The 22,931-nt window shown below is 43.6% G+C and carries 20 protein-coding genes and 4 pseudogenes; 7 read left to right on the forward strand and 17 right to left on the reverse strand.

The genetic code is table 11. The annotated features are described in order from the left end of the window. Window positions 1–4: 4 nt before the first annotated feature. Window positions 5–88: pseudogene (locus GT3570_RS19100) on the reverse strand (bactofilin); the annotation flags it as partial. 3 nt (window positions 89–91) lie between these two features. Beyond that, window positions 92–721, reverse strand: coding sequence for a YhbD family protein (locus tag GT3570_RS09875; protein ID WP_062898717.1), 630 nt, complete (start codon window positions 719–721; stop codon window positions 92–94). Between the two features lie 194 nt (window positions 722–915). On the opposite strand from GT3570_RS09875, the gene ade reads away from it, so the two are divergent. After that, the gene (gene ade / locus GT3570_RS09880; protein ID WP_062898718.1) at window positions 916–2,646 is read left to right on the forward strand and encodes an adenine deaminase; all 1,731 of its coding nucleotides are present in this window, start codon (window positions 916–918) and stop codon (window positions 2,644–2,646) included. Window positions 2,647–2,722: 76 nt separating this feature from the next. Here ade and GT3570_RS09885 read toward each other — a convergent pair whose 3' ends face one another. The 11 genes and pseudogenes from GT3570_RS09885 to GT3570_RS09930 form a co-directional block, all read right to left on the reverse strand. Beyond that, on the reverse strand, window positions 2,723–2,998 hold the full coding sequence (locus GT3570_RS09885; RefSeq protein WP_318258029.1) for a hypothetical protein: 276 nt from the start codon (window positions 2,996–2,998) through the stop codon (window positions 2,723–2,725). Beyond that, window positions 2,940–3,380 (reverse strand): hypothetical protein, encoded by a 441-nt coding sequence (locus GT3570_RS09890; RefSeq protein ID WP_318258030.1) that lies wholly within the window; start codon window positions 3,378–3,380, stop codon window positions 2,940–2,942. The genes GT3570_RS09885 and GT3570_RS09890 overlap by 59 nt, the downstream gene beginning before the upstream one ends. A gap of 53 nt (window positions 3,381–3,433) precedes the next feature. Then, entirely contained in the window at window positions 3,434–4,177 is a 744-nt protein-coding gene (locus tag GT3570_RS09895) for an SIS domain-containing protein (protein ID WP_013524043.1), read from the reverse strand. Then, a complete protein-coding gene (locus tag GT3570_RS09900; protein ID WP_062898719.1) occupies window positions 4,174–4,902 on the reverse strand; it encodes a KDGP aldolase in 729 nt (242 codons plus the stop codon). The genes GT3570_RS09895 and GT3570_RS09900 overlap by 4 nt, the downstream gene beginning before the upstream one ends. After that, the gene (locus GT3570_RS09905; RefSeq protein ID WP_013524045.1) at window positions 4,889–5,620 is read right to left on the reverse strand and encodes a creatininase family protein; all 732 of its coding nucleotides are present in this window, start codon (window positions 5,618–5,620) and stop codon (window positions 4,889–4,891) included. Before GT3570_RS09905 ends, GT3570_RS09900 begins: the two co-directional genes overlap by 14 nt. A gap of 9 nt (window positions 5,621–5,629) precedes the next feature. Then, window positions 5,630–6,622 carry a phosphotriesterase family protein gene (locus GT3570_RS09910; protein ID WP_013524046.1) on the reverse strand — a complete coding sequence of 331 codons (993 nt, stop codon included), beginning with the start codon at window positions 6,620–6,622 and terminating at the stop codon, window positions 5,630–5,632. 214 nt (window positions 6,623–6,836) lie between these two features. Then, window positions 6,837–6,956 (reverse strand): annotated as a pseudogene (locus tag GT3570_RS19105) (IS110 family transposase); the annotation flags it as partial. Window positions 6,957–7,262: 306 nt separating this feature from the next. Beyond that, window positions 7,263–8,558 carry a PTS ascorbate transporter subunit IIC gene (locus tag GT3570_RS09915; protein ID WP_062898720.1) on the reverse strand — a complete coding sequence of 432 codons (1,296 nt, stop codon included), beginning with the start codon at window positions 8,556–8,558 and terminating at the stop codon, window positions 7,263–7,265. A gap of 27 nt (window positions 8,559–8,585) precedes the next feature. Continuing rightward, complete coding sequence (locus GT3570_RS09920; protein WP_062898721.1) at window positions 8,586–8,852, reverse strand: PTS sugar transporter subunit IIB; 267 nt, start codon at window positions 8,850–8,852, stop codon at window positions 8,586–8,588. Further along, window positions 8,849–9,292 carry a PTS sugar transporter subunit IIA gene (locus GT3570_RS09925; protein ID WP_062898722.1) on the reverse strand — a complete coding sequence of 148 codons (444 nt, stop codon included), beginning with the start codon at window positions 9,290–9,292 and terminating at the stop codon, window positions 8,849–8,851. The genes GT3570_RS09920 and GT3570_RS09925 overlap by 4 nt, the downstream gene beginning before the upstream one ends. Further along, the gene (locus GT3570_RS09930; protein ID WP_062898723.1) at window positions 9,246–11,432 is read right to left on the reverse strand and encodes a BglG family transcription antiterminator; all 2,187 of its coding nucleotides are present in this window, start codon (window positions 11,430–11,432) and stop codon (window positions 9,246–9,248) included. Before GT3570_RS09930 ends, GT3570_RS09925 begins: the two co-directional genes overlap by 47 nt. A gap of 995 nt (window positions 11,433–12,427) precedes the next feature. On the opposite strand from GT3570_RS09930, the pseudogene GT3570_RS09935 reads away from it, so the two are divergent. Next, window positions 12,428–13,504, forward strand: a pseudogene (locus tag GT3570_RS09935) (glycosyltransferase). A gap of 8 nt (window positions 13,505–13,512) precedes the next feature. On the opposite strand, the gene GT3570_RS19110 reads toward GT3570_RS09935, so the two are convergent. Both GT3570_RS19110 and GT3570_RS19115 read right to left on the reverse strand, forming a co-directional pair. After that, window positions 13,513–14,028: an IS630 family transposase gene (locus GT3570_RS19110; RefSeq protein ID WP_318258099.1), complete on the reverse strand. Its 516-nt coding sequence runs from the start codon at window positions 14,026–14,028 to the stop codon at window positions 13,513–13,515. A 103-nt stretch (window positions 14,029–14,131) separates the two neighbouring features. Continuing rightward, a pseudogene (locus tag GT3570_RS19115) lies at window positions 14,132–14,578 on the reverse strand (helix-turn-helix domain-containing protein); the annotation flags it as partial. A gap of 504 nt (window positions 14,579–15,082) precedes the next feature. On the opposite strand from GT3570_RS19115, the gene GT3570_RS17990 reads away from it, so the two are divergent. Then, entirely contained in the window at window positions 15,083–15,547 is a 465-nt protein-coding gene (locus GT3570_RS17990; RefSeq protein WP_239691231.1) for an exosporium glycoprotein BclB-related protein, read from the forward strand. Window positions 15,548–15,913: 366 nt separating this feature from the next. On the opposite strand, the gene trpB is transcribed toward GT3570_RS17990, so the two are convergent. Beyond that, window positions 15,914–17,077: a tryptophan synthase subunit beta gene (trpB, locus tag GT3570_RS09950; protein WP_062898725.1), complete on the reverse strand. Its 1,164-nt coding sequence runs from the start codon at window positions 17,075–17,077 to the stop codon at window positions 15,914–15,916. 301 nt (window positions 17,078–17,378) lie between these two features. After that, window positions 17,379–17,501, reverse strand: coding sequence for a hypothetical protein (locus GT3570_RS19120; RefSeq protein ID WP_318258031.1), 123 nt, complete (start codon window positions 17,499–17,501; stop codon window positions 17,379–17,381). A gap of 438 nt (window positions 17,502–17,939) precedes the next feature. On the opposite strand from GT3570_RS19120, the gene dndC reads away from it, so the two are divergent. Genes dndC through GT3570_RS09975 form a run of 4 tightly spaced genes read left to right on the forward strand, consistent with a single transcriptional unit; the run spans window position 17,940 to window position 22,868 of the window. Further along, window positions 17,940–19,322 (forward strand): DNA phosphorothioation system sulfurtransferase DndC, encoded by a 1,383-nt coding sequence (gene dndC / locus GT3570_RS09960; protein WP_062898727.1) that lies wholly within the window; start codon window positions 17,940–17,942, stop codon window positions 19,320–19,322. Beyond that, the gene (gene dndD, locus GT3570_RS09965; protein ID WP_318258032.1) at window positions 19,285–21,333 is read left to right on the forward strand and encodes a DNA sulfur modification protein DndD; all 2,049 of its coding nucleotides are present in this window, start codon (window positions 19,285–19,287) and stop codon (window positions 21,331–21,333) included. The genes dndC and dndD overlap by 38 nt, the downstream gene beginning before the upstream one ends. 3 nt (window positions 21,334–21,336) lie before the next feature. Beyond that, entirely contained in the window at window positions 21,337–21,723 is a 387-nt protein-coding gene (gene dndE / locus GT3570_RS09970) for a DNA sulfur modification protein DndE (protein ID WP_062898729.1), read from the forward strand. Next, on the forward strand, window positions 21,720–22,868 hold the full coding sequence (locus GT3570_RS09975; protein ID WP_062898730.1) for a cysteine desulfurase family protein: 1,149 nt from the start codon (window positions 21,720–21,722) through the stop codon (window positions 22,866–22,868). Before dndE ends, GT3570_RS09975 begins: the two co-directional genes overlap by 4 nt. Window positions 22,869–22,931: the final 63 nt, after the last annotated feature.

Below are 22,931 nucleotides of genomic sequence, written 5' to 3' on the forward strand. Positions count from 1 at the left end.
TCATTCCATTCCCAGAAAGTTTCACCAAGTTGTACAGCCCTCCGGACGCATGCCCCGTTCCAGCAATGACCAAATCTCGGCCCTCCATTTGTCATCCCTCCAAAATTTTCAGTTTTAACTCCTCGATGCACGCCGGCACGTGCAGCCGCGCAACGAGCTTCGCCTCCGGCTCCACATACATGTCGCCTCCGCCCGCCACAAGCAAACACACAGTCACTCCCATCTTGCGAATGATCGCCAGCTCGCAGCTTTTCCCTTGAAGTTTCGGGTAATGCGTTTCGAAAACGTTCAGGACGCTTTTTCCTTCTTCCCAACTCAGATCGCCCGAGCGCAGAAGCTGATCGAGCACGTACAGAGGAAGAAGATCGGTGAACGAAAAGACCTGTTTGTTTTCTTTCCACTCGCTATAACGTTGCACCACCATCTCCGAAACAATGTGACGTTCCAACACTTCCTCTTTCGTCAACATCACAGCCGCTGGATTGGGAGAAAGCATGCCCGCCAACTCATCAAGCGACAGCTCATCTTTCAGCTCTTTGATTTTCTCAATGCGCGCCAAGATTTTTTCTTTCGGGAAAAACGTCTCTTGCCCTGTGAATGTCGATTTGCGAATAAACCATTCTTCCGGAATGAGCTTTTTCCGCTTCCATCGATACAGCTGGCCGTACGAAATGCCAGTCAGCTCGAGCAGTTCTTTTTTTGAAATCAATTCTTGTTCCATGAGCCGCTCACCTCCTTCACCACCACCAATGTAACATAACATTGTTACGTTATAAAGAGTGTGAAAACAGCAGTGCCATACATATGTCAAAAAACGAACCAAAGCGGTTGACAACTTGCCGTCTAGCTCAGTACAATGAAGCCAATTTCCACTGGCATCGCGATTCACATCATGAAGAGAGGAGAATGAGCCGCATGCATTCGACATTACAGAAGAAAATCGCCGCCGCCGCAAAACAAACGAAAGCCGATCTCGTCATCAAAAACGGGAAAATCGTCAACGTGTTTACGCACGAAGTCATCGAAGGGGATCTCGCCATTGCTGAGGGGATGATCGTCGGCATTGGCCGCTATGAGGGAAAGCAAACGATCGATGCCGAAGGGCGTTATGTATGCCCGGGGCTGATTGACGGACACGTGCATATCGAATCATCAATGGTGCCCCCGAGCGAATTCGCCCGCGTCGTTCTCCCGCATGGGGTCACCACGGTGATCGCCGATCCACACGAAATCGCGAACGTCGCCGGCATCCGCGGCATCCAGTTTATGCTCGATGATGCGAAACAGACGCCGCTCGATGTGTATATCATGTTGCCATCGTGCGTGCCGGCCGCCTCGTTTGAACATGCCGGCGCCGTCTTAACCGCAGCGGACCTAGCGCCGTTTTTCAACGATGAACGCGTTCTCGGATTGGCGGAAGTGATGGACTATCCGTCATTAAGGGAACAACACCCGTCCATGCTCGACAAACTGGCGCTCGCGGCAAACGCCAACCGCCTGATCGACGGCCACTTGGCCGGTCTGGATGCCGATGCCATCAACGTCTACCGCAGCGCCCGCATCCATACGGATCATGAATGCGTCACCGCCGACGAAGCGCTTGAACGCATTCGCCGCGGCATGTACGTGCTCATTCGCCAAGGCTCGGTCGCCAAAGACCTCGAAAAACTTCTTCCTGCCGTCCATGAGCACAACGCGCGCCGCTTTCTGTTTTGCACGGACGATAAACATCTCGACGACTTATGGTTCGAAGGCAGCGTCGACCATAACGTGCGCCTTGCCATTCGCGCTGGGCTCGACCCGCTTCTGGCCATCCAAATGGCCACATTAAACGCCGCCGAGTGCTACCGGTTGCCGACGAAGGGGGCTGTCGCCCCGGGGCATGACGCCGACTTTTTGTTCGTTGAGGATTTGGAAACGCTGAACATCACCCACGTGTTTAAATCCGGAAAACAGGTGGCCGAGCATGGGCAGGCCACATTCCGTTCCGAACGATCGGCTTGCGGCATTAAACCAACATTGCGGCAATCCATCCGTTGCCAACCGGTCACCGAAGCCGATCTTCGCATTCCGATGCGGAAAGGAAACAAAGCCCATGTCATTGAAATCATCCCAAACCATTTGCATACGAACCATCTTGTCACCGAAGTCGATGTCCAGGACGGGGCCTTTTCCCCTTCGGTCGAACGGGATTTGCTGAAGCTTGTGGTCGTCGAACGCCATCGCGGCCTCGGAATCGGCCTTGGCATCGTCCGCGGCTTCGGGTTCCAAGCAGGCGCCATTGCTTCTTCGATCGCGCACGATTCACACCACATCATCGCCGCAGGCATCAACGACCACGACCTCGTCGTCGCCATCGAACAGCTCCGCCGGCAACACGGCGGGCTTGCGGTCGTCAAAGACGGAACGGTGCTCGCCAGCCTGCCGCTTGAAATCGGCGGATTGATGACAAGAAAAGACTATACCGAGGTGCTAAACGGATTGAAACAGATTGACAAAGCACTTGAAGCGATCGGCGCATGCGGCTCTTTCAATCCGTTCATCACGCTGTCATTTCTCGCCTTGCCGGTCATTCCGGAGCTCAAGCTGACCGATCAAGGGCTGTTTGATGTCAAGCGGTGGGAATGGATTCCGATCGAGGCATAGAGGAGGGCGAGTGTCCCTCCTTCTTTGTTGTTCAAGGATGTATTAACCAATTGATTATTTAGAACATAGTTTATCTTTATAAAAAACCGCATTGTTCCCAAGGAAACACGTCGCCCGCACGGCAAAAAATGTGATGCGAAACGCCCGTTCGTCGGCGGCGCGCCGCCTTGTTGCCGATTCGCGTCGTCTCAATCATGTCATCCCAAAACGGGAGACGAGTGCGAAGGCGCTCGATCATTTTGCGAATGGCCTCTTCCGCCATCTCTCGTTCCAAAAAGGTGAAAAACAGCGTTTCACGGATGTCCCCTTGCCAGCAGCCGCTCGCTGTACAGCAACAAGTAAAACGTGGCATAATTCAAAATCACGCACTTGCATCCATAGCATACAACCAATCCGTCGTAATGATTTTCAATCAACAGCCGTACTTCATCTGGATGGCAGTCGTCCTGCTCGGCGAAATACCGCTCCTCGCTGACGATTTCACTGCCTTCTGGCGTCACGATGTGATACAGCGCCCGCACAAACGTTTCCGCCCGCTGAAGCAAAATTTCACCGCGGTAACGCTCGACAAGCTCCTCATCGTACAGGCTGTCTTCCATTTCTTCCATTTTCTTCAGCGACCGTGAGGCCAACAAAAGGCCGCAGTTGGCAAGAAGCATATGACTAAGCATGCGCTGCGTGTCATTTAATCCCCCGTCTGCCCCATTCGAAAGCACACGCTCAAAATGATACACTGCTCTCCCATACTCTCCCTCTGCATAATAAATATGGGGTTACAACGATACTGTTAACTTGTTCCTACTAAAATAGGAATTCTTTCTTTGTATCTTGCAATTAATCTGTTGTTATGTTCATCCGCCCCTTCCATATTGCCACTTAAAAAGATCGGTGGTTCCAAACCATTTTCCGCCATTAAGACAATAGCTTCAGCAAAAATAGCATTTAAAATCACGCTTCCTACAACAGTAGAGGTAGGAGAAAACGGAACGGAAATACTTTCGTGGGATAAAATTGCGTCACCTTTCACCGAATAATTATTAATAACAAGATCCACTACCTCGTATAACAATTTACCACTTTTATGCCGTGAGGGCTGGCTTTTTGAATATTCCAAAGATGTAATGGCGATTGTATAAGTTCCCTTCTCTTTAGCCGTCAGCGCAACGTCAATCGGAACTGGATTGCGCCCCGATGTGGACAAAACAAAAAACACATCTTCAGGACGGATATCCTCATGATCTATAAAATTTTGTGCGAAATCATTCATTCTCTCCAACATTGACGAACGGACCGCCCCTTCATGAAGCATAAGGGGCTCAAAAAATATTGGTTTAATTGGTACAAGCCCTCCAGCACGATAAAACACTTCTTCCGTTAAAATGTGGGAGTGACCACATCCGAACAGTTGAATAATTCCACCTTTCTGAATGGCTTCACTTACTACATAAGCAGCTTTTTTGAGATTGTCCTTTTCATGTTTTAAAACGAGTTCCAAACGTTCGTTGACCTTTTGAAAATAATGTTCGATCACGAGCCGATCACTCCTTTTAGTTGTCGAAAAATTTCTTTGACTCTGCTTGGATTCGATTCTCCCTTACCTTGTAATACGTCTCCAAATACGTGCGGCATAAATAATTCAATATTTATTTTTCTTATCTCTTTGTATAAAACAGGCAGATGGTGAACTTTAATACCGCCCGCCGGCTCAATAGCTCTTATTCCTCTTTTGGCTGCTTCTTTGGCAATGAAAAGAAGTTCTTCTAGATGATCGAGCCCTTTCATTGGCATGACTTTTATGGATTCCACTCCACAAGCAGCAACCAATTCTAATAATGGCTCTACTCTTATCTTTTTTCCTGTTAGCATTTTTGCAAAACCGACCTCCCCAGATGGAGAGATAAGAGCAGTAACAATAGGAAAACATTGATTTGCTGCTACAAATCCCTTGGCAAAAAGGGCTCTTTCCAATGGCTGATTGATATGTTCCGGATTGCTCCTAACGGCTATATCAACAACTCGTTTCCACTCATCAAACTTTCCGCCACCACCAAGACCGATACTGACCACTGGCGATGATTGTTTAATACTTTCAACCGTCCCAACGGCTTCCTCAATGGTGGCAAAATCCGCCGCTGCAATTCCTGGCACACAAAAGCCATCCGATGCCTCCAAAAGATCGGCGGCGTTTTTTCCATCCTTCGCTAAAACGTTGAGCAGCAACTGATCTTGAAACCGCTTTATATTAAATAGCTTCATTTTGTGCTCTCCTTAACATATATGCCATTTTGTCCAAAGCTGTTTCCACAATTATTTTTCCTTTTTCTTTTGTTGCTTTTGTTGCATCCCCTAACACCGCTGTTTGAGTAAATGACTTCCATGGCGTTGGACTCACGTCCGCTTCCTCATCTATATTCGGAATATCACAAATGGCTTTACTCATGTCCACATATTCTTCAGCTAAATAAAGCATAATCGATGTTTCAATTTCGCAAGCATGGAAATAGACGGAATGAATCGCCTCCGTTTCCCGTATTTCATTAACGACTTTGTTCATACCGGGATAGAAAAAATAAAAGGTTTTAAAATTTGGAAATTGATCATATAATATTCTTGCTGCTTCTTTTAACGCTGTTTGATTGCCAAGATGACCGTTGACCATTGCCCAAATCCGAAATCCTTGTTTATATAAACTCGTTCCAATTTCCACTAATAAACGGATCAACGTCTCATTGGAAATAGATATACTACCGGGAAAATCGCGTAAACTCCATACCTGTCCATATGGAATGACAGGGAGAACAAAACCTTCAACCTTTTCTGCCAACCGACAGGCAAGACGTTCTGCCAAAATGGTATCGGTACATAACGGAAGGTGTGGACCATGGGCTTCTACTGCGCCTATAGGCATGATGGCGATGCTTGATTTCGTAATTTTGTTGCTTATCTCGAATGAATTTTCTAAAGCGAAGTTCATCAATTTCACCTACTTTTTAAATGTAAGGCAACGAGAAGGGTTTTCTACAAAAAATAGATAAATTAGTTTTTCACCATCAAAACCTGCACGATTTGCTTCATCGATAAATCGTGGAACCCATTTAGAAATGATATACTCTAAACCAAGTCCGTAATCATAATGTTTGTAATATGATTTTCTCGCCGTATCTCCACTCACTAGTATTTGTTTTTCGTATCCTTTGCGGACAAGTTCCAAAATACAATGGATTCTTGTACTTTCAGGAGCATACTTTATCTTTCCAATGCCATCAAAACAAAGGTAAGCACCAGTTTTAGCTATTTGTTCATGGTAATAAGGATCAGGATTTCGATCCATATGACCGAAGCTTACATTAGACAAATCAACTCCTTCACTTCGCAAAATTTCGATTTGTTCAAGGGCCATCGTACCTGCTTCCGTATGGGAATGAATCGGTGCTTTTGTTTCATGATGTGCTCTGGCGACGGCACGTATTGTTTTTTCTTCTAAAGGAGTAATTCGGTTGTAACCTGTTCCGAATTTTATTTGTCCACCTTTATAAGATGTTCCTTCAAGCCCTGCCTCTACTTCTTGGATGACAAATTCCGCCAGTTCATTTACAGTTGCTGTTTCAATCCACTCATAGTAGGTAGTATAAGGACCAACTATTTTTTGTATTTTTTCTTCCAGTTTAGCCCCCCATAAAAAGCTTTTATTAAAACCGGCTGTCCCAATGATATGGATTTTTGCTTTTCTTGCAATATCTGCAACAGCTTCTACATCTCTTCCATAATCTACTGCAGTAGCATCCACAATCGCATTGCCGCCATGTTTAACAAAGTCTAGAACGTCTTTCAATGATTTTTCCTTATCATCCAGCAATAAATCGTCTTCTCCTTTTTCTTTCCAATATGGCGGGCGGCAAACAATGTGCTCATGGGAATAAGTAAATCCTAACTGTTCAGGATCAATATCTCCATGCAATGTACGAATAAAACTCATTTTTCAACACCTCCAGCACAAAACCCTATTACGGCGGATAAAACTATATAGATGCAATTTGAAGCTTTCACATTTGTAACTTTTATAGAGCTATTGGATCCGACTGTCGGGCGACCGAACAACGCTGCTTCCGGGTGGTCGGGTCGTTCGGTCTTCCGCCACGCCAAGGCGTGACGAAGGCAAGCCAAAGACTTGCCTTCGATAGTCGAAAATCGAGATCGTCAGTCATCGTACTAAACGTGCGAATCTCTTTTCCTTCAGGGGTAAGGGCGCAAGCCGTGATCGATTGCTTATGCACATCCAATCCACAGCAGCGTTCATACAAGACGCGCATCCGTCTCCCTCCCTGCTTCGTCCTCAAACACAGCTGGTGCAGCAGCCTTTGTTCAAGCATTCTATCCTGTGTGCTTCCCTCAAGGGAGCGACATTCCGTCGTGCACCAGACTGCTGGGGTCCGCCTATATATCGGACTTTTCCCTACCATTAATGCAACGACCTCATGACCCCAGCTGCAAGGAGACCATTTGACAGAAGGTTGTTTTCATCCTTCCGCTCGTGACGAATTTTTTCGTCATGAGAGTCTATATAGATTCCGTCACGTTGAACGGTTTGTTGCCCAGCCCGCCTTCTTTAGCAAAATCTAGAAGAATAATTGGGCAAGTATTTTAATAATAGGCCCGAGAATAAACATATCCGAGTCAGCTGCCCACATAGCTGTGTCAGGGATTGTACTCGATATTAAAAACTTCACCATGATGTACTGCCCCCATGCCACCACTGTTGCGGTCATAAATCCGCCTAACAAGGCGCCTCTTACACCACCAGTCGCATTGCCAAAAACTCCTGCTGTCGCGGCATGGAAGAATAGAACGATCATCGTTGGTACAAATACGTAACCAACAGTATTTCCGATAATAACAAGCCAAATTAATGCTCCTGCGAACGCACCTAAAAATCCTAATATTACCGCGTTTGGAGCATAAGGGAAAACAATCGGACAATCGAGAGCCGGCTTCGCTCCTGGCACAAGCTTGGTCGCAATACCGTTAAAAGCCGGAACAATTTCGCCAATAAACATCCGAACTCCCATTAGTACAACAGCAATTCCCGCGGCAAACGTAAAGGATTGAACGATCGAATAGATAATAAAGTTTTGATTTCCTGCTTTCTTTATTAATTCCTCCGCTCCTGGAGTTCCTTTTAGAGAAACAATGATTGCACCTACTAAAAATAACGTTCCCATCGTTAGTGCAGTAATGACATTAGAATCCCTTAAAAACTCCAACCCTTTTGGAAGTTTGATCTTTTCTGAATCATTCTCTTTATTACCAAGTACTTTACCGGCCAGTGCCCCAATCAACGCAACAGATGCAGATGTATGCCCTAAAGCAATATTATCGTTGCCCGTAATTTTCCGCATAAATGGTTGTGTAAGCGCTGGCTGTAATGTCCAATAGAGACCCATAATAATAGATAGAAAGATAACAAGTTTCCAAAATGACACATCTCCAACTGTATGAATAACAATACCGGCAAAAACGGTCGTTGTCCAAAACATCATATGTCCAGTCAGATAAATGTATTTGAATTTGGTCAATCTGGCTAGCAAGACGTTAATTAAAAACCCTATTGTCATGGCTAAAGTTACCGCACTTCCGTATTTCGCGTTAAATCCTTCCTGCCCTATAAACTTACCTAACGATTCCGACTTTAAATTAAATACTTCTTTCCACATAGGTTCAAAAACGGTCAAAGAATCTACTATAACGCCAGCACCAGCGCCAATAATTAGAAACCCGATGACAGCCTTAAATGTGCCGCTGATAATTTGATTGGTTTTTTTCTTCTGTAATAGCAAACCAATAAATACAATGAAACCTAGCAATATAGCCGGCGTTCCAAACACATTGGCAGCAATCCACTTAATGATTTCCATTGGCCATCTCTCCTAATATGAAGATTATTATTTTAAATTCTCCTCTAAGGCATTTTTAATTTCCACTCGATCAAAATAGTTATTCACAATAATGATCTTCGCGTTTACACCAGCTAAAGAATCAGCCAATTCCTTGTTGGTCACGATAAAATCTACATCCATGCTTGATGCAGTAGATACATCCGTATGTTCTACATCTGCCGCAATTCCTAGTTCAGACAAAACTTGTTCCACATTCATTCTTAAAATTAAACTCGTTCCCTGTCCTAGACCACAAACACATAATAACTTCATGCTCCCACTCCTCTAATAAAATTTTCAATTTCCTCATATGTCTTTGCGTGGATCATCTTTTCGATTGTCTCTTTATTTCCTAACAATACCATTAACTTTTTTAAAATTTCCAAGTGTTCATCATTATTAGAAGCTCCAAGAGCTAACACAAGCTTGACAGGATCGTTTGGTTTGTTTCCGAATTCGATCGGTTCTGCCAACTGTACAAGCGATACTGACGCTTCTTTCACTCCATCTTCCGGTCTTGCATGCGGCAAAGCTACTTGCGGTGCTAAAACAAAATATGGTCCATTATTTTTATACGATTCCACCATCGCCTCTATATAAGAATGATCGACATGATTTTGATCAGCAAGTAATTGTCCCGCTTTCCTAATAGCTTCTTCAGGTGTATTAGCTTTTACATTCAATGCTACTAGGTTTGGTTCTAAAAACTTCATGACTAATCTCCTTTTTGTTATCCTCGCTCATTTTCTTTTTTAAATACGACCATATTTCTTCAGGCGTATAACATCGAATTAACTCTTGGACAAATTCAGATGACTGAAAGCACTCCGACAATGTTGATAATGCATGAAGATGAATTTCTGGATCTACTGATGCCAAAACAAAGATTAATTGAACATCATGTTCTTTTTTTTCCGAAAAAGAAACCGGCTCTTTCAGCACCAACAAACTAATCCCTGGCTTTTTCACCCCTTCGTCCGGCTTTCCGTGAGGAAGTGCTACTTTCGGCGCGATGATGATGTACGGTCCCAAATTTTTAATATGATTGATCATCCCAACAACATATTGCTGCGTTATTCTACCGGTTTGTAAAAGCGGTTTAGAGGCGAGCTCTATTGCATGCTCCCAACTTTCCACTTTCGTAGCAATTTGAATATATTCTAGTGAAAGCAGATCAAGTAAGCCCGGTTTTCTCGTCCAATTTTTTGGAATAGAAGGCTTATAAAAGTATTCCTTTAATGCGGTCATTAGTGCTTGTTCATCTTTTATATCAGCGTATTGCTTAATGATTCCCAAAATCGCTTCTGGGGAATATTTTGTATTCTGTGATGCGCTTTCGCCAAATAAAGCATGAACCTTTTTTAATAGCGTTTCTTTTTCTTGATCCGTTAAAATCGGATTAACGACGAATACAGGGTGCTTTTTCTTAGAAACCGGAATAGTCGAAACAGCAAAATCAATGTCATGAAAATCCCTTTGCTCGTAATCTCTTACAGAAATGGTTTCCACAAAGTCAACGGTTGAAAATAATCCTTCCAACTGTTTTCGTAAAATGGTTGAAGTACCGATGCCGCTCGCGCAAATAAGAATGGCGCGTTTCCGTTCTTTTGGCTGAATTCCTTCTTTACGCAACCATCCTCCAAAATGTATGGCAATTAACGCTACCTCCTCATCGCTAACTTTCTTGCCGATAGCGTTTTCAAAATGATGAATCACCTTTTTTGTAATTAAGAAAAGATCTTTATATTTTGTCTTAATTAACTCAATCATCGGATTTTCCACTTGTAAGCCATATTTAATTCTGTAATAGGCAGGCTTTAAATGTAAAAGCAAGTTTTCTTCAACTGCTTTCCTGTTTGGAAACGTAATACATGTAAAAGCTTGAAATTCTGCAACCATTTTTTGCACAATATTTTGTAGATTCTTATAATCATCATGACTTTGCAGAGAATTTCCAGAATATTGGACTTTGCTGCTTAATAAATGAGTAGCCAAATAGTAAACTTCATCATCTGGAATAGAAGTTTGAAAGATGGATTCCAACTTGCTTCTTGCTGTTTGTGCTGCTTCAAATTCTTTCGTTTGCTGGATCACTTCCTTTTCCACCGGATCAAAGTCGATTTTTTTACCTTGGACGATTCGCTTTCCAAATAACCAAAAGCGTAGAGCCAAGTGGTACAAAACATCATCTGCAAACTGTATATTTAAATTCTTTTCACATTCATTTAAGACATCGAGTATATTTCTTAGCTCACTTAAAACTGTAGTTGACTCATCCTCATCATGGATCAACAGGCGTTTTAAATTAGCTAAAACCGTTTGCCAATTTTGCTGGTGTGGAATAACAAGGGATAAGTAATATACGATCGCTCTTCGTTTATCTTCTTCCTTTCCCTTTATTACATAGCCAGTGTAGCGGGTAAAACAAAGGGTTAATTGGAAACTGTTCAACTGTGCACGCAATTTCTTTAAATCTTTAATGGTCGTATTTCTACTCACTTTTGTTTTTTCTGATAAATCTTTCAGGAAATGTGGTGGTTCCTCTACTAATAAATGGATTGCAAGCCGCGCCAACCTTTCTTTCTTAGAATATGCGTAATTCCATGCCTCTGAATTTTTTAATTTTTCGAGAATAGCTTGTTTCGTCCGTTCTGTTATATAAAAGCCTGAAGTCCGAACATATTTCACTTCATCAAGATGGTTGATCTTTAACCAATAGTTAATCTTTTCTATATCGTAATAAACCGTTCGTCTGGATATATTAAACTTTTTGATCAACTCCTTTACTGATAGATAACCATCGCGCCTTACCAACTCTTGTAATATCGCAGTACTGCGTTCATCAAGCGACATCGCCAGACCCCCTGCACAATTGTGCAAAATCGGATTGGTCTTAAAAATATTTAGCAATTGCTTAATTTCATTTTATTAGAAAGCACTCTCAATTATAAGGCCAAATTTCCCACACTATGTTTGTGCAAAACTGTACGAAAAGTACCCTAATCCCAATTTTCATTATTCTGTATCTAACTATATACATGCTCATTGAAAAGTTAACATGCAACGCATAAGCGGTGCCCACTCCGGTTATACTGCCCCTAATGAAAACCATGGAAAAGAGCGGAATCATCCATGAAACGTCTCAGAAACGTCTAACCATCACCAACGATCACGGATGGATACCACAGACACTTCGCAAGCAGGAACGGAAAATCAAAAACGCGGAAAGAGATGTTCACCGAGTGGGAGGCCAAACCCTAGGTTGTCGAGTTATTCCCGATACCGGGCGTACTTGCCAGAAGCGATCCAAACATATTTGACTGGACCCCATCCTCAGGCGGCTTCCTGCCTGAAAGGGCTACGAACGCTCTTGGATCGGCACACCCTTTATGAGATTGCCCAGTGGCTTGACGAGAACCAGCGATGAGACTTGGCTCCTCATGAAATCGGGGTGTTAATGGAAGCCAGGCAACCCCATTATTCGGCCAAGCGGGAAAGCAACCTATCCCCCTTCCGTTCTCGTTAATCATGAAACGGACTCAACGGTGTATGATCAACGTCTTCATCCCGTACGGAAAGGGGGGGCGAGGGATTATATTATTGATTGTTCGTATCGTTTCCCGAATTCCAAAGCAAAAAGCAATAGCCTCGACCATTCAAACGCCACGGTTTCGATCTCTGTCAATCTTTAAGCACATTCGAATCAGCCGTCTCGCTGTCCCCCATTGTTTACAGAATCCTAACCATTTAAGCCCTTTTCAAAAGACTCGAAAGGTATTCGCATAAGCACTTCTTTACGTTTTTCATATATATTAAAAACACTCCTCATCTAAGGAGGTGTAAGCTCGTTGATCACCATCAGCCTTTGTATGATTGTCAAATAATGAAGAAGATGTCCTTGCCCGATGCTTAGATAGCGTTCAAAATCTAGTCGACGAGATCATTATTGTTGATACAGGATCCACCGATCGAACAAAAGAAATTGCTCGACATTATACCACGCGAATTATTGACTTTCCTTGGAATGATGATTTTTCCGCAGCGAGAAACTTTTCGTTTTCCCATGCTACAATGGATTATATTTTTTGGTTAGACGCCGATGATGTGTTATGGAAAGAAGACCAAGAAAAATTCCTCACGTTGAAGCATACCCTTCCTTCTGATGTCGATTCGGTGACCATGGTCTACAGCCTTGCGCGGGATGAACATGGAACAACCATCTCCAGCGTCCGTCGCAATCGTCTGGTCAAGCGCTCCAATCATTTCAAATGGCATGGTATGGTTCATGAATACTTGGAAGTATGGGGAACGATTCTCAACAGTGACATCACCGTGATCCATAACCCGGTCCATCATCATTCCGATCGAAACTTAAACATTTACGAGAAGCAGTTAGCTCAAGGCAAAGAATTTTCACCTAGAGATTTGTTTTACTTTGCAAATGAATTATTTGACCATCAACAATACGAATGGGCCATTCAATATTATGAACAATTTTTACAAACGAAAAAAGGCTGGGTGGAAGATTTCATTGCGGCCTGTGGAAAGCTAGCCGACTGTTTTTATGCGCTTGGCAATTAGGAACAAGTGTTCGATATGTATACCAGCCATTTGAATACGATTCTCCCCGCGCTGAATTTTGCTGCCGCCTAGGCTACTATTTTCTCCAACGCAAACAATATCGACTCGCTGCGTTTTGGTATCATTTAGCCACTCAACTAACGATGCCATCGGACAGTTGGGGATTTTTTCATCACGCTTGTTGGACGTGGCTTCCCCATTTGCAGCTCGGTGTATGTTACGCCTATTTAGGCGAGTATGAACTAGCATACAAACATAATGAGAAAGCTAGGGAGTATGTACCCAATCATCCTGACGTATTGCACAATAAATGTTTTTTATATAAATGCACCTTGAAAAGTTAACTTCTCGATTAAGCGGCACACCCCAAGCGCCGCAACACTTCCTCCGGGCGTTCCTGAATGTAGTGGACAAATCGTTGAACCGCTTGAAGGATCTCGTGGCGGTCCCTGTGAAAGGCATTGGCGATCACCGTATCCTTCAGCCATTTCCACAAACGCTCGATCGGATTGAGTTGCGGTGAATACGGCGGAAGATAAAGGAAGTGAAAACACTGCCCTTCTTCCCGTAAAAACTCCTTGACCATCCGGGCATGATGAATCCGGGCATTGTCCAAGACCAACGCGATCAACCGGTTGGGATACCGCTCTTTGAGCAGGCGCAAGAAGTCCAGGAACGTCGTGGCGTTGGCGGCCTCCGCTTGGTGAACCACGGTGTCCCCATCGTGGACATTCACGGCACCAAATACCAAAACTGGCATGATGGCCGAATGTCGGCACTTGTTTTTGACGACCGATCTCGGACCAGGTGGATCGCAAGACATGATAGGAGCGGATATGCGTTTCATCGATGTATAGAAGGACGGCATCCTCCGTCTCTTTCGTAATCAGTTTTTTTTTTATCAGATCCATTTGCTTTTTGAATTGTGTTTGCCGGTCTGGATCTCCTTTGACAAGCGTATACGTAGGGCGAGTCCAAGACAGCCCTTGGCGGTGCAAAAGTTTCCGCAGCGCTTCACGGGACAGGGAGACGCCGTATTGGTTTCGCACATAAGACTGCAGAACGTTCGTATTCCAAGCAGAAGCGATATTCCAACCTAGTTGGGCAGGAGTGGTGGTCAACACCAGTTGCTTGATCTCTTCCTGCTGTTCTTCGGTGAGAAACGGCTGGCGTCCTGGAGGAAAATCCCGATGAAGCAAGAGTTCCAAGCCGCCTTCGTTGAACAGCGACACGTAGTGAGAAACGGTTTGTCGGCAGACGTTGACCATGGCCGCCACGTCTTTGCCTAAATAGCCTTCCATCACCAGTCGAACGGCCATGACCCGTTGACGGAGAAGGGCGTTTTTGATTTTCCGTTCTTGTTGGCGAAGTTTCCGTGGCGTCCATCCGTGATCATGGGTAATTTTGAGACGTTTCATCTCACATTTCGCACCCTGAATAAAAATTCGAAATAAGCCCGATTTGACCGAATAAAAATTAATTATTTTACAATTTTTGTATAAAAAATTATTTTTATGCGAATATTTGGGTTATTTTTTGTATATTATGCAAAGGTTGCGAAATATGAGTTTCATAGACGATCTCGCTCCTTTTTCATAGGTTTCCTTAGGAACAGGATAACCGGAGTGTGCACTGCTTATACAAAGGTTAACTTTTCAATGAGCATGTATATAGAATCCATTCTTTCTGTCAAAAGCACGTTCCATCAAACCAGTGAATAGACAATCTTTAAATCGAAAGGAGGTTTTACAATTGTCCGATCGCCATCCTATTCGTGTAAAATGTCTTTCCCCTTTATGCGGCTCCCAGCCACCCATCGTTAAGGTATACACTGGACCGACTGGACCCACAGGGCCAACCGGACCTACTGACCGGCAGGGAACGGCGCAATCATCCCCTTCGCTTCAGGAACAACAATTACTCTGGCAACAACAGCAGTAGGTTTGGCAGATACAGCTAGCTTAATTGGGGTTGGAAATTCAGCTTCGAGCATTAGCCTAATCGGAAACACCATTAACTTGGGCGGTGTATCCAACTTTTCATTTACTGTTCCACGCAATGGAATCATTACAGCTGTAGCAGCCAACTTTTCTGCCACCACGGGCACAGCGCTTTTAGGAACCGCTACTATCCGAGCTCAACTATACATTTCCACCTCTCCTTCTAGCAACATATTCACCGCCATCCCAAGCACTTTAGTCACGTTAAACCCAACTATCACATTTCCAATCTCCTTACTGCAAAACGCTAGCGGAATCATGACAGGGTTAAACGTGCCTGTCAATGCAGGCGATCGCTTGCTCATGGTGTTTTCAGTCACTACTTCCGGTCTCTCTATTGTCTCATCGATCACGGGATATGCTAGTGCGGGAGTGGCCATTAGCTAGCCGCAACGAACGATGTAAATGCAATCATATTTAGCATTTGTCGCTTTTACAGAGCGATTTGATCGACTGCCCGGCGACCGAACAACGCCGCTTCCAGACCTATGTATGGGTCTGTGAAACGGACGGTTGTTTGGTCTTTCGTCACGCTAAGGCGTGACGAAGGCAAACCTCACTCTCTATTGCGCAAAATATAAGCATCTTTGGCCCCAATTAGTTCTTAAGCAACCCACGAACTTCCTCTTTTTGTTTGCGCAATTCGATGGTGAAAAAGCGCAGAACATCACCAAGCGGGAAACAGAGGATCGAAAACAATAAGCGGGCGGCTTCACATGAAAACCAACGTGAAAATCCGCCCGCCTTCTCCCTTTATGACTGTAACATTGAAAACACTTGCTCGACGTCTTTATCCCCGCGGCCTGATAGGTTCACAATGATGATGTGATCTTTGCTTAATGTCGGCGCGAGTTTGATAGCGTATGCCACCGCATGGGCGCTCTCGAGCGCTGGGATAATCCCTTCCGTCTTGGACAGCAGTTGAAACGCCTCAAGCACCTCTTCGTTCGTGACCGTGTAATATTCCGCACGCCCGGACACTTTCAAGTAGCTATGTTCCGGACCAATGCCCGGATAATCGAGCCCAGCGGCAATCGAGTATGTCGGCTGCGGGTTTCCGTTTTCATCAAGCAACACGAGACACTTGAATCCGTGAAGAACCGCCGGAACCCCTTTCGTCAACGTCGCCGCTTTCTCCGGCTCGACACCGATGAGCCGCACGCTTGGTTCATCCAAATAATGGGCGAACGCTCCGATCGCGTTGCTTCCCCCGCCAACGCAGGCTACCACCGCATCTGGAAGCCGCCCTTCCTTCTCGACAATTTGCCGCTTGCTTTCTTCGCTAATGACCGACTGAAAATGTTTCACCATCGACGGATACGGATGCGGACCAACCGCCGAACCAAGCAAGTAAAACGTAGTTTTATAGTTTTGTACAAGATCGTTCAGCGCCTCGTCCACGGCATCCTTCAACCGCCCTTGCCCTTTCGAGACCGGCACGACTTTCGCCCCTAACAGCTCCATGCGGAACACATTGAGCGCCTGGCGCTTCGTATCTTCTTCCCCCATATAAATGGTGCAGTCCATGCCAAACATGGCGCATGCGGTAGCGGTCGCCACCCCGTGCTGGCCTGCACCCGTTTCCGCAATCACCCGCTTCGCGCCCATCCGCTTCGCCAACAAAATTTGCCCGATGACGTTGTTGATTTTATGCGAACCGGTATGGTTTAAATCCTCACGTTTCAAATAAATCTTTGCCCCGCCGAGCCGCTCCGTCAACCGCGCCGCAAACGTCAGCGGACTCTCACGGCCGACATACTCCCGCAAGTAGGTTCGAAACTCCTCATTGAATTCTGGGTCATCCTTATATTTCAGAAACTGCTCTTCCAAATAGTCAAGCACTTCCTGCAGTTCAGGCGGAACGAAGCTGCCGCCAAACTCGCCGAAATAGCCTTTCTTTTCCTGTGCTACACTCATTGCTCATCTCTCCTCTGCTTTCGGAAAATTGTGATAGTAACAGCATAGACTGTTTTGGCAAGTAAGTCAATAAATAATTGATCATCGTTCTGAAAGGAGACCCCCGCTTCAAACAAGGGTAAGTGGGAGTAGTTCACCCCAAAATATTTCAATAAATAGGTTGCACGATCTGTTTTCTCGTTCTTCCTCCCCGCTATTCGTCATCTATCCACAAAGATGGTTTCTCGGTGCCCATTGATTTTCGAATAAATAGCGAGCGATTTAGAAAGACATACAACTTCGTTATCTACCCTTCAAGCGGTTAAAACCGACTTTCACCTTCCAGCGGATCAAACGGCTCGAGCAAGTATTCCCCATAACTCATATGCTCCGGGTCTTGGGTGCAGGCGAACCAGGCAATCTCATCGTCAATATAAACATACACCTTGCCCCCGCATTCGTCACACACCATATTTTCCTTTTTGATTCTCTCCTCATACATTGCCAGAATACACGGCTCACACATCAGTTCGATGTGATTCTGGCACAAATCGCCTGTCTTTAACAACTCAACATCATGACGGTTGCACTTTACACACTTTTCTACCATAGTAACCTTCTGCATTTTTCATAAGAGGATGATACCATTTCATTATAACCTTTCCAGCGAGCAAATTAGTAGAAGAAATCCGCAACGGCAACTTTTATTGCATAGGCATTGCTTGAAGTGATCTAGTTAATGGTCTAAAATATAATAGACTCCTTAATATATTACCGCACGGTTTACCAAATATATGTGGTTACATAATATACTGAACCGCCCATTGCATAAAAGCTTACACAATGGAATTATCATTGATATTTTTTAAAAGGGGTATAAGGAATGGGATTGCATTATTTTTTAAAAAACAAAAAAGAAGATTTATATAAAAACGTCCAAGACGTGTACAAATCAGACGACCGCCCTTGGGTTGTGGGCTTCAGTGGCGGAAAGGACTCGACTGTTGTTGTTCAGATTATTTTTTATGCGCTGTCATCAATGAACAAAAATGAATTGACAAAGCCCGTCTACATTATCTCATCCGATACGATGGTAGAAAACCCTAAAATACTCGAACACATCGATACACAGCTATCGAAAATGAAAAAAGCTGCCAACGAGCTTGAACTTCCTATTCATGTTGAAAAAGTAATGCCAAACATTACAAACACTTTCTGGGTCAACTTGATCGGTCGGGGTTACCCGGCTCCTCGACAGAAATTCAGATGGTGTACAGACCGTCTAAAAATAGACCCAGCCAACAACTTCATCTTAAACAAAGTATCAGAGTTTGGCGAAACGGTTGTCGTACTCGGGGTGCGGAAATCGGAAAGCTCGACAAGGGCACAAGTCATGAATACACATAAAGTCGAAGGAAAAATTTTGCGGCGTCATACTAAGCTCCCAAACTCCTATGTTTACGCACCAATTGAAGATTTTTCGCTAGATGATGTTTGGACTTATCTAATGCAAGTTCCCAACCCGTGGGGAGCCGATAACGCCGATTTGCTTGCTTTGTACCAGGACAGCCAAGGGGAATGCCCGTTAGTAATCGACAATTCAACGCCTTCGTGCGGCAACAGCCGTTTCGGCTGCTGGGTATGTACAGTTGTGCAAGAAGATAAATCGTTAAAAGGATTTATTGAATCCGGTGATGAGTGGCTAACACCGCTCCTAAAGTTTCGAAACTGGCTCCTAGAAAACCGTGACAAAGAAGGTTACCGCGAAAAGAAACGGGCGAACGGTTCAGTATATTTGATCGGCGATGAGGACAACAAACGGTTAGGGTTAGGTCCTTATACCCTTGAACATCGGAAAGAAATTTTAAGAAAGCTGTTGGAAACGGAAAAGCAGTTGCAACATCCTCATCAGCCAAAATATGAATTGATCACTGTCGAGGAACTGAAAGAAATTCGTAAAATTTGGTTTGAAAAAGGGGATTGGGAAGACTCCGTTTTGGCCATTTACGAGGAAGTATACGGACACCGTCCGAATTGGGACATAGAAGAAAGCAAGTTTCTTGAAAGCGAAGACATTAAGTTGCTTAAAAAACTGTGCCATGAAGAAGAAGTTGAATTTGAGCTTGTCCAAAAGCTCGTGAATCTTGAATTCCAACATTATGGGTATAAGCATAGATACGGCATTCTGAAAGATATCAACCGAATTTTAAATGAAGAATGGCTGCATTTTGATCAACTACAACAAGGTGACAACTATGCAGATTAATCAACTTACGATTACAAACTTTGGTATTTATTATGGACGAAATGAATTTGTTTTCGGGAATAAAAAAGAGAGGGCTAATATAATTTTAATCGGGGGGGAAAACGGAACAGGAAAGACTACCTTTCTATCTGCCATCAAACTGGCGCTTTACGGACCACTATTTTTAGGCTATAAATCAGTTAACGCAAAATATATCGATTTTATTAAGGATAAAATTAACATCTATTCTCGAGCTGAAGGCAATAAAATGGCTGGGGTGGAAATGGATTTCACCCTCTATAATAATGGAGAACTGGAAAACTATTATATTATTCGACAATGGGAGCTCACGAAAGAGACCGTAAAAGAACATCTGCAAATTTCTAGAAATGGCATTTCGCTTACTGACAATCAAATTGAAGAGTTTTATCATTTCCTGCGACGCAACTTGCCACCGAGCCTGTTTGACTTTCTATTCTTTGATGGCGAAAGAGTTCAGCAGTACGTCCTTGACTCGCAATTTGAGCAAAATGTAAAAGAGGCCTTTATGACGTTATTCAACTTGGACTTATTCGATACGTTAAAAGAGGATTTGCTCAAATATTTAAAGCAGGACAACATTTTTACTAGCTTAACCCAGGAACAAAAGGAATACACACAAATTGAATACGACCTCCGCAATCAGGAAAATGTAATTCGGAACCTTGAAAAACGGATTGCTGAACTAAAAGAACAAGCGAAGGACGTGCAGGTCAAAATTCAGGAGCTCGAACGGGAATTCTCTAACAAAGGGGGGATGATTGCCCGAGAGAGAGAAACATTAAACGAGCAAGTTTTCCTTATGGAACAAGAGAAGAAACAAATTACTGAAAAAATTAAAGAAACAGCGGCTGAGCTGTTGCCTTTTCTCATTACACAAAAGCTCCTGCAACAGACGGTTACACAAATTGATGCAGAGGAACGTGTTGAAAGATACAATACATTGAAAGAAGAGTTAAACAATGAAACACTTCCGCTGTTATTCAAGGAGCTTTCGTGCCATTTCCGCATTACGGACCTTGATGGAAAAGAAGCAACATCCTCTTTTGCTGAGGCGATGAAAGAGAAATTGTTTCAGTCAATGAAACCGGTCGGAGTTAATTTTGACCGTTTCCAATTTATTCACCGAATGAATTCGGAGCAAAAGCAGGCAATTAGAGACCTATTCAAGCAAGTGCGTCATTTTGACGGAAAACTAGTTGATGAATGGTTCGCAAGGATTCAGCATTTAACGGATGAAATTTATACGGTAAAAAAACGGATCGAACACAGCCTTACGGATGAGTCGCTGAAGGATATCGTCAATAAACTAAACGAGCACACCCGGCTTCATGAACAAATTAAATATGAAATTGAAGCAAACACAGCCAAACTGTTTGAAGCGCAAAAATTTTATCAAGAATTGATGACTAAAAAAGAAAAAGTGCAAAAGCGAATTCGCCAGGCGCGAAAAGATGAGAATATTTTTGAACTATGCCAAAAACTAAGCCGTGTTTTATCCCGCTATCAAGAGGAGCAGGTCAAAAAATATCTAGGAACAGTGGAACGATATTTTTTGCAAATGTTTAATTCATTAATGCGCAAAGGACAATTTTTAAACTCTTTTAGGATTGACCCGCAAACGTTTGAAATCACGATGTTAAACTATTCCAATAAACCTATATTTAAACACTCCTTATCAGCAGGGGAAACACAATTATTCTTTTTATCACTGCTTTGGGCGCTATTAAAGGCCTCCAAACGGCAAGTACCTTTTGTGTTGGACACATTGTTTGGCCGCCTCGACCGGACACATAAAGAAAACTTAATCCAAAAATACTTGCCTGTTGTTGCCAATCAAGTGATTATCTTGTCAACCGATACGGAAGTGGATGAATACTACTATAATCGAATGAAACCGTATATTCAGCGCGAATTTTCTTTGCATTATGACCGCAACTCAAACCGTGTCCACATCGAAAATCATTATTTCTTTCAAAAAGTGGGGATTTGATCTATGCAATTTCGCCTAAAAACATCAAAGGAGACAATGGACATTTTAAAACAGCTACAATCCAGCACAAATCTTACGCCTAACGTTCTCGCCCGTCTGGCTATTGCATTGTCCCTGCTGTCGAAAGAGCCGATCGAGTCATTCGAATCGGACACCAACGGATTGGAATTTAACCGCAATACATTGACCGGGGAGTACGATTTTGTTTACAAGGCTCTGATCGCTCAGCATCTTGGCCGTCCTGTCGCTGATGATGAATACTTTCCGTTCCTAATCAAAAAACATCTGGATCGTGGAGCAAAATGTCTGGAAAATGAGTATAAGTACGCTGGGAATTATGAAAAATTCATCAAAGGATTAGCGAATTTTGAATTGGAGATGATACGATGATTTATCTCGATAACAGCGCCACGACTCCGATCGACCCGGAAGTCAGTAAAGCGATGTGGCCATACTTAACCGAAGAATACGGTAATCCATCAAGCAAATATTACACTCTTGCGGAAAATGCTAAAAAAGCGGTAGAGGAAGCGCGTACTCACGTCGCTTCCCTGCTCTTTTGCGAACCGGATGAAATCATTTTTACAAGTTGTGCCACTGAAAGCAACAACTTTGTTCTAAAAGGAGTTGCCCATTTTTATAAAGATAAAGGAAAACATATTATTACTTCCAAAATCGAACACAAATCCGTCTTAGAGACGTGCAAATTTTTAGAGGGAGAAGGTTTTGAGGTCACCTATTTAGACGTTGATTCTTTTGGACAAGTACAGCTGGAAACATTGAAAAAGGCTCTGCGTGAAGACACCATCCTCGTATCCATCATGTGGGGAAATAATGAAACAGGGACTTTGAACGATATCCCTGCTTTATCCCAATACGTCAAATCGCACTATCCGAATGCGTTTTTCCATACAGACGCAACCCAAGTGGTTGGAAAAATTGAGGTCGACCTTTCTAAAACACCAGTTGATTTTCTCTCGTTATCTGCTCATAAGCTGTACGGTCCAAAAGGAATCGGCGCTTGCTTTATCCGGAAACGGGAGCTTGGTTTGCGGACAAAAATCACTCCCCTCCTGCATGGGGGCAGCCAGGAAAACGGATATCGTTCCGGAACATTAAGCGTCCATAATATAGTCGGACTGGGGAAAGCTGCCGAGCTGGCAAAACTGAATTACAAAGAGCAACATCAGAAGTTGATGGAATTGGAAACATACTTAGTAAACAAGCTAAAGGATTTGTTTCCGGCCATTCAATTTAACGGACATCCAATCGACAAAATCCCTGGAGTATTGAACTTTACAATCCCTAATGTAAGCAATGAGTTGATCATTCGTTCCTTAAAGGATCAATTTGCGATCTCGACCGGCTCGGCTTGCTCCATTAACGAACCTTCGTATGTTTTGAAAGAAATGGGACTTAATGCTATTCAAATCCGCAGTTCTTTCCGGGTTTCACTGAATAAATACATCAGTCAAGAAGATATCGACCGTTTTTGCATCTGTTTAGATCATGCTGTAAAAAGCTTGTCTATTTAAACATCTACTATAAACTTTAAAACAAAACGGGGATGATTATAAAAATTCATCATCCCATGTTTT

The organism is Geobacillus thermoleovorans, assembly GCF_001610955.1.
Classification (GTDB): domain Bacteria; phylum Bacillota; class Bacilli; order Bacillales; family Anoxybacillaceae; genus Geobacillus; species Geobacillus thermoleovorans.

Excerpts from the sequence above, each read along its gene's own strand:
- GT3570_RS09875 (WP_062898717.1), bottom strand. The coding sequence starts at position 721 with ATGGAACAAGAATTGATTTCAAAAAAAGAACTGCTCGAGCTGACTGGC.
- ade (WP_062898718.1), top strand. The coding sequence starts at position 916 with ATGCATTCGACATTACAGAAGAAAATCGCCGCCGCCGCAAAACAAACG.
- GT3570_RS09885 (WP_318258029.1), bottom strand. The coding sequence starts at position 2,998 with ATGCCACGTTTTACTTGTTGCTGTACAGCGAGCGGCTGCTGGCAAGGG.
- GT3570_RS09900 (WP_062898719.1), bottom strand. The coding sequence starts at position 4,902 with ATGAAGCTATTTAATATAAAGCGGTTTCAAGATCAGTTGCTGCTCAAC.
- GT3570_RS09905 (WP_013524045.1), bottom strand. The coding sequence starts at position 5,620 with ATGAACTTCGCTTTAGAAAATTCATTCGAGATAAGCAACAAAATTACG.
- GT3570_RS09910 (WP_013524046.1), bottom strand. The coding sequence starts at position 6,622 with ATGAGTTTTATTCGTACATTGCATGGAGATATTGATCCTGAACAGTTA.
- GT3570_RS09915 (WP_062898720.1), bottom strand. The coding sequence starts at position 8,558 with ATGGAAATCATTAAGTGGATTGCTGCCAATGTGTTTGGAACGCCGGCT.
- GT3570_RS09920 (WP_062898721.1), bottom strand. The coding sequence starts at position 8,852 with ATGAAGTTATTATGTGTTTGTGGTCTAGGACAGGGAACGAGTTTAATT.
- GT3570_RS09925 (WP_062898722.1), bottom strand. The coding sequence starts at position 9,292 with ATGAAGTTTTTAGAACCAAACCTAGTAGCATTGAATGTAAAAGCTAAT.
- GT3570_RS09930 (WP_062898723.1), bottom strand. The coding sequence starts at position 11,432 with ATGTCGCTTGATGAACGCAGTACTGCGATATTACAAGAGTTGGTAAGG.
- GT3570_RS19110 (WP_318258099.1), bottom strand. The coding sequence starts at position 14,028 with ATGCCGTCCTTCTATACATCGATGAAACGCATATCCGCTCCTATCATG.
- trpB (WP_062898725.1), bottom strand. The coding sequence starts at position 17,077 with ATGAGTGTAGCACAGGAAAAGAAAGGCTATTTCGGCGAGTTTGGCGGC.
- dndC (WP_062898727.1), top strand. The coding sequence starts at position 17,940 with ATGGGATTGCATTATTTTTTAAAAAACAAAAAAGAAGATTTATATAAA.
- dndE (WP_062898729.1), top strand. The coding sequence starts at position 21,337 with ATGCAATTTCGCCTAAAAACATCAAAGGAGACAATGGACATTTTAAAA.
- GT3570_RS09975 (WP_062898730.1), top strand. The coding sequence starts at position 21,720 with ATGATTTATCTCGATAACAGCGCCACGACTCCGATCGACCCGGAAGTC.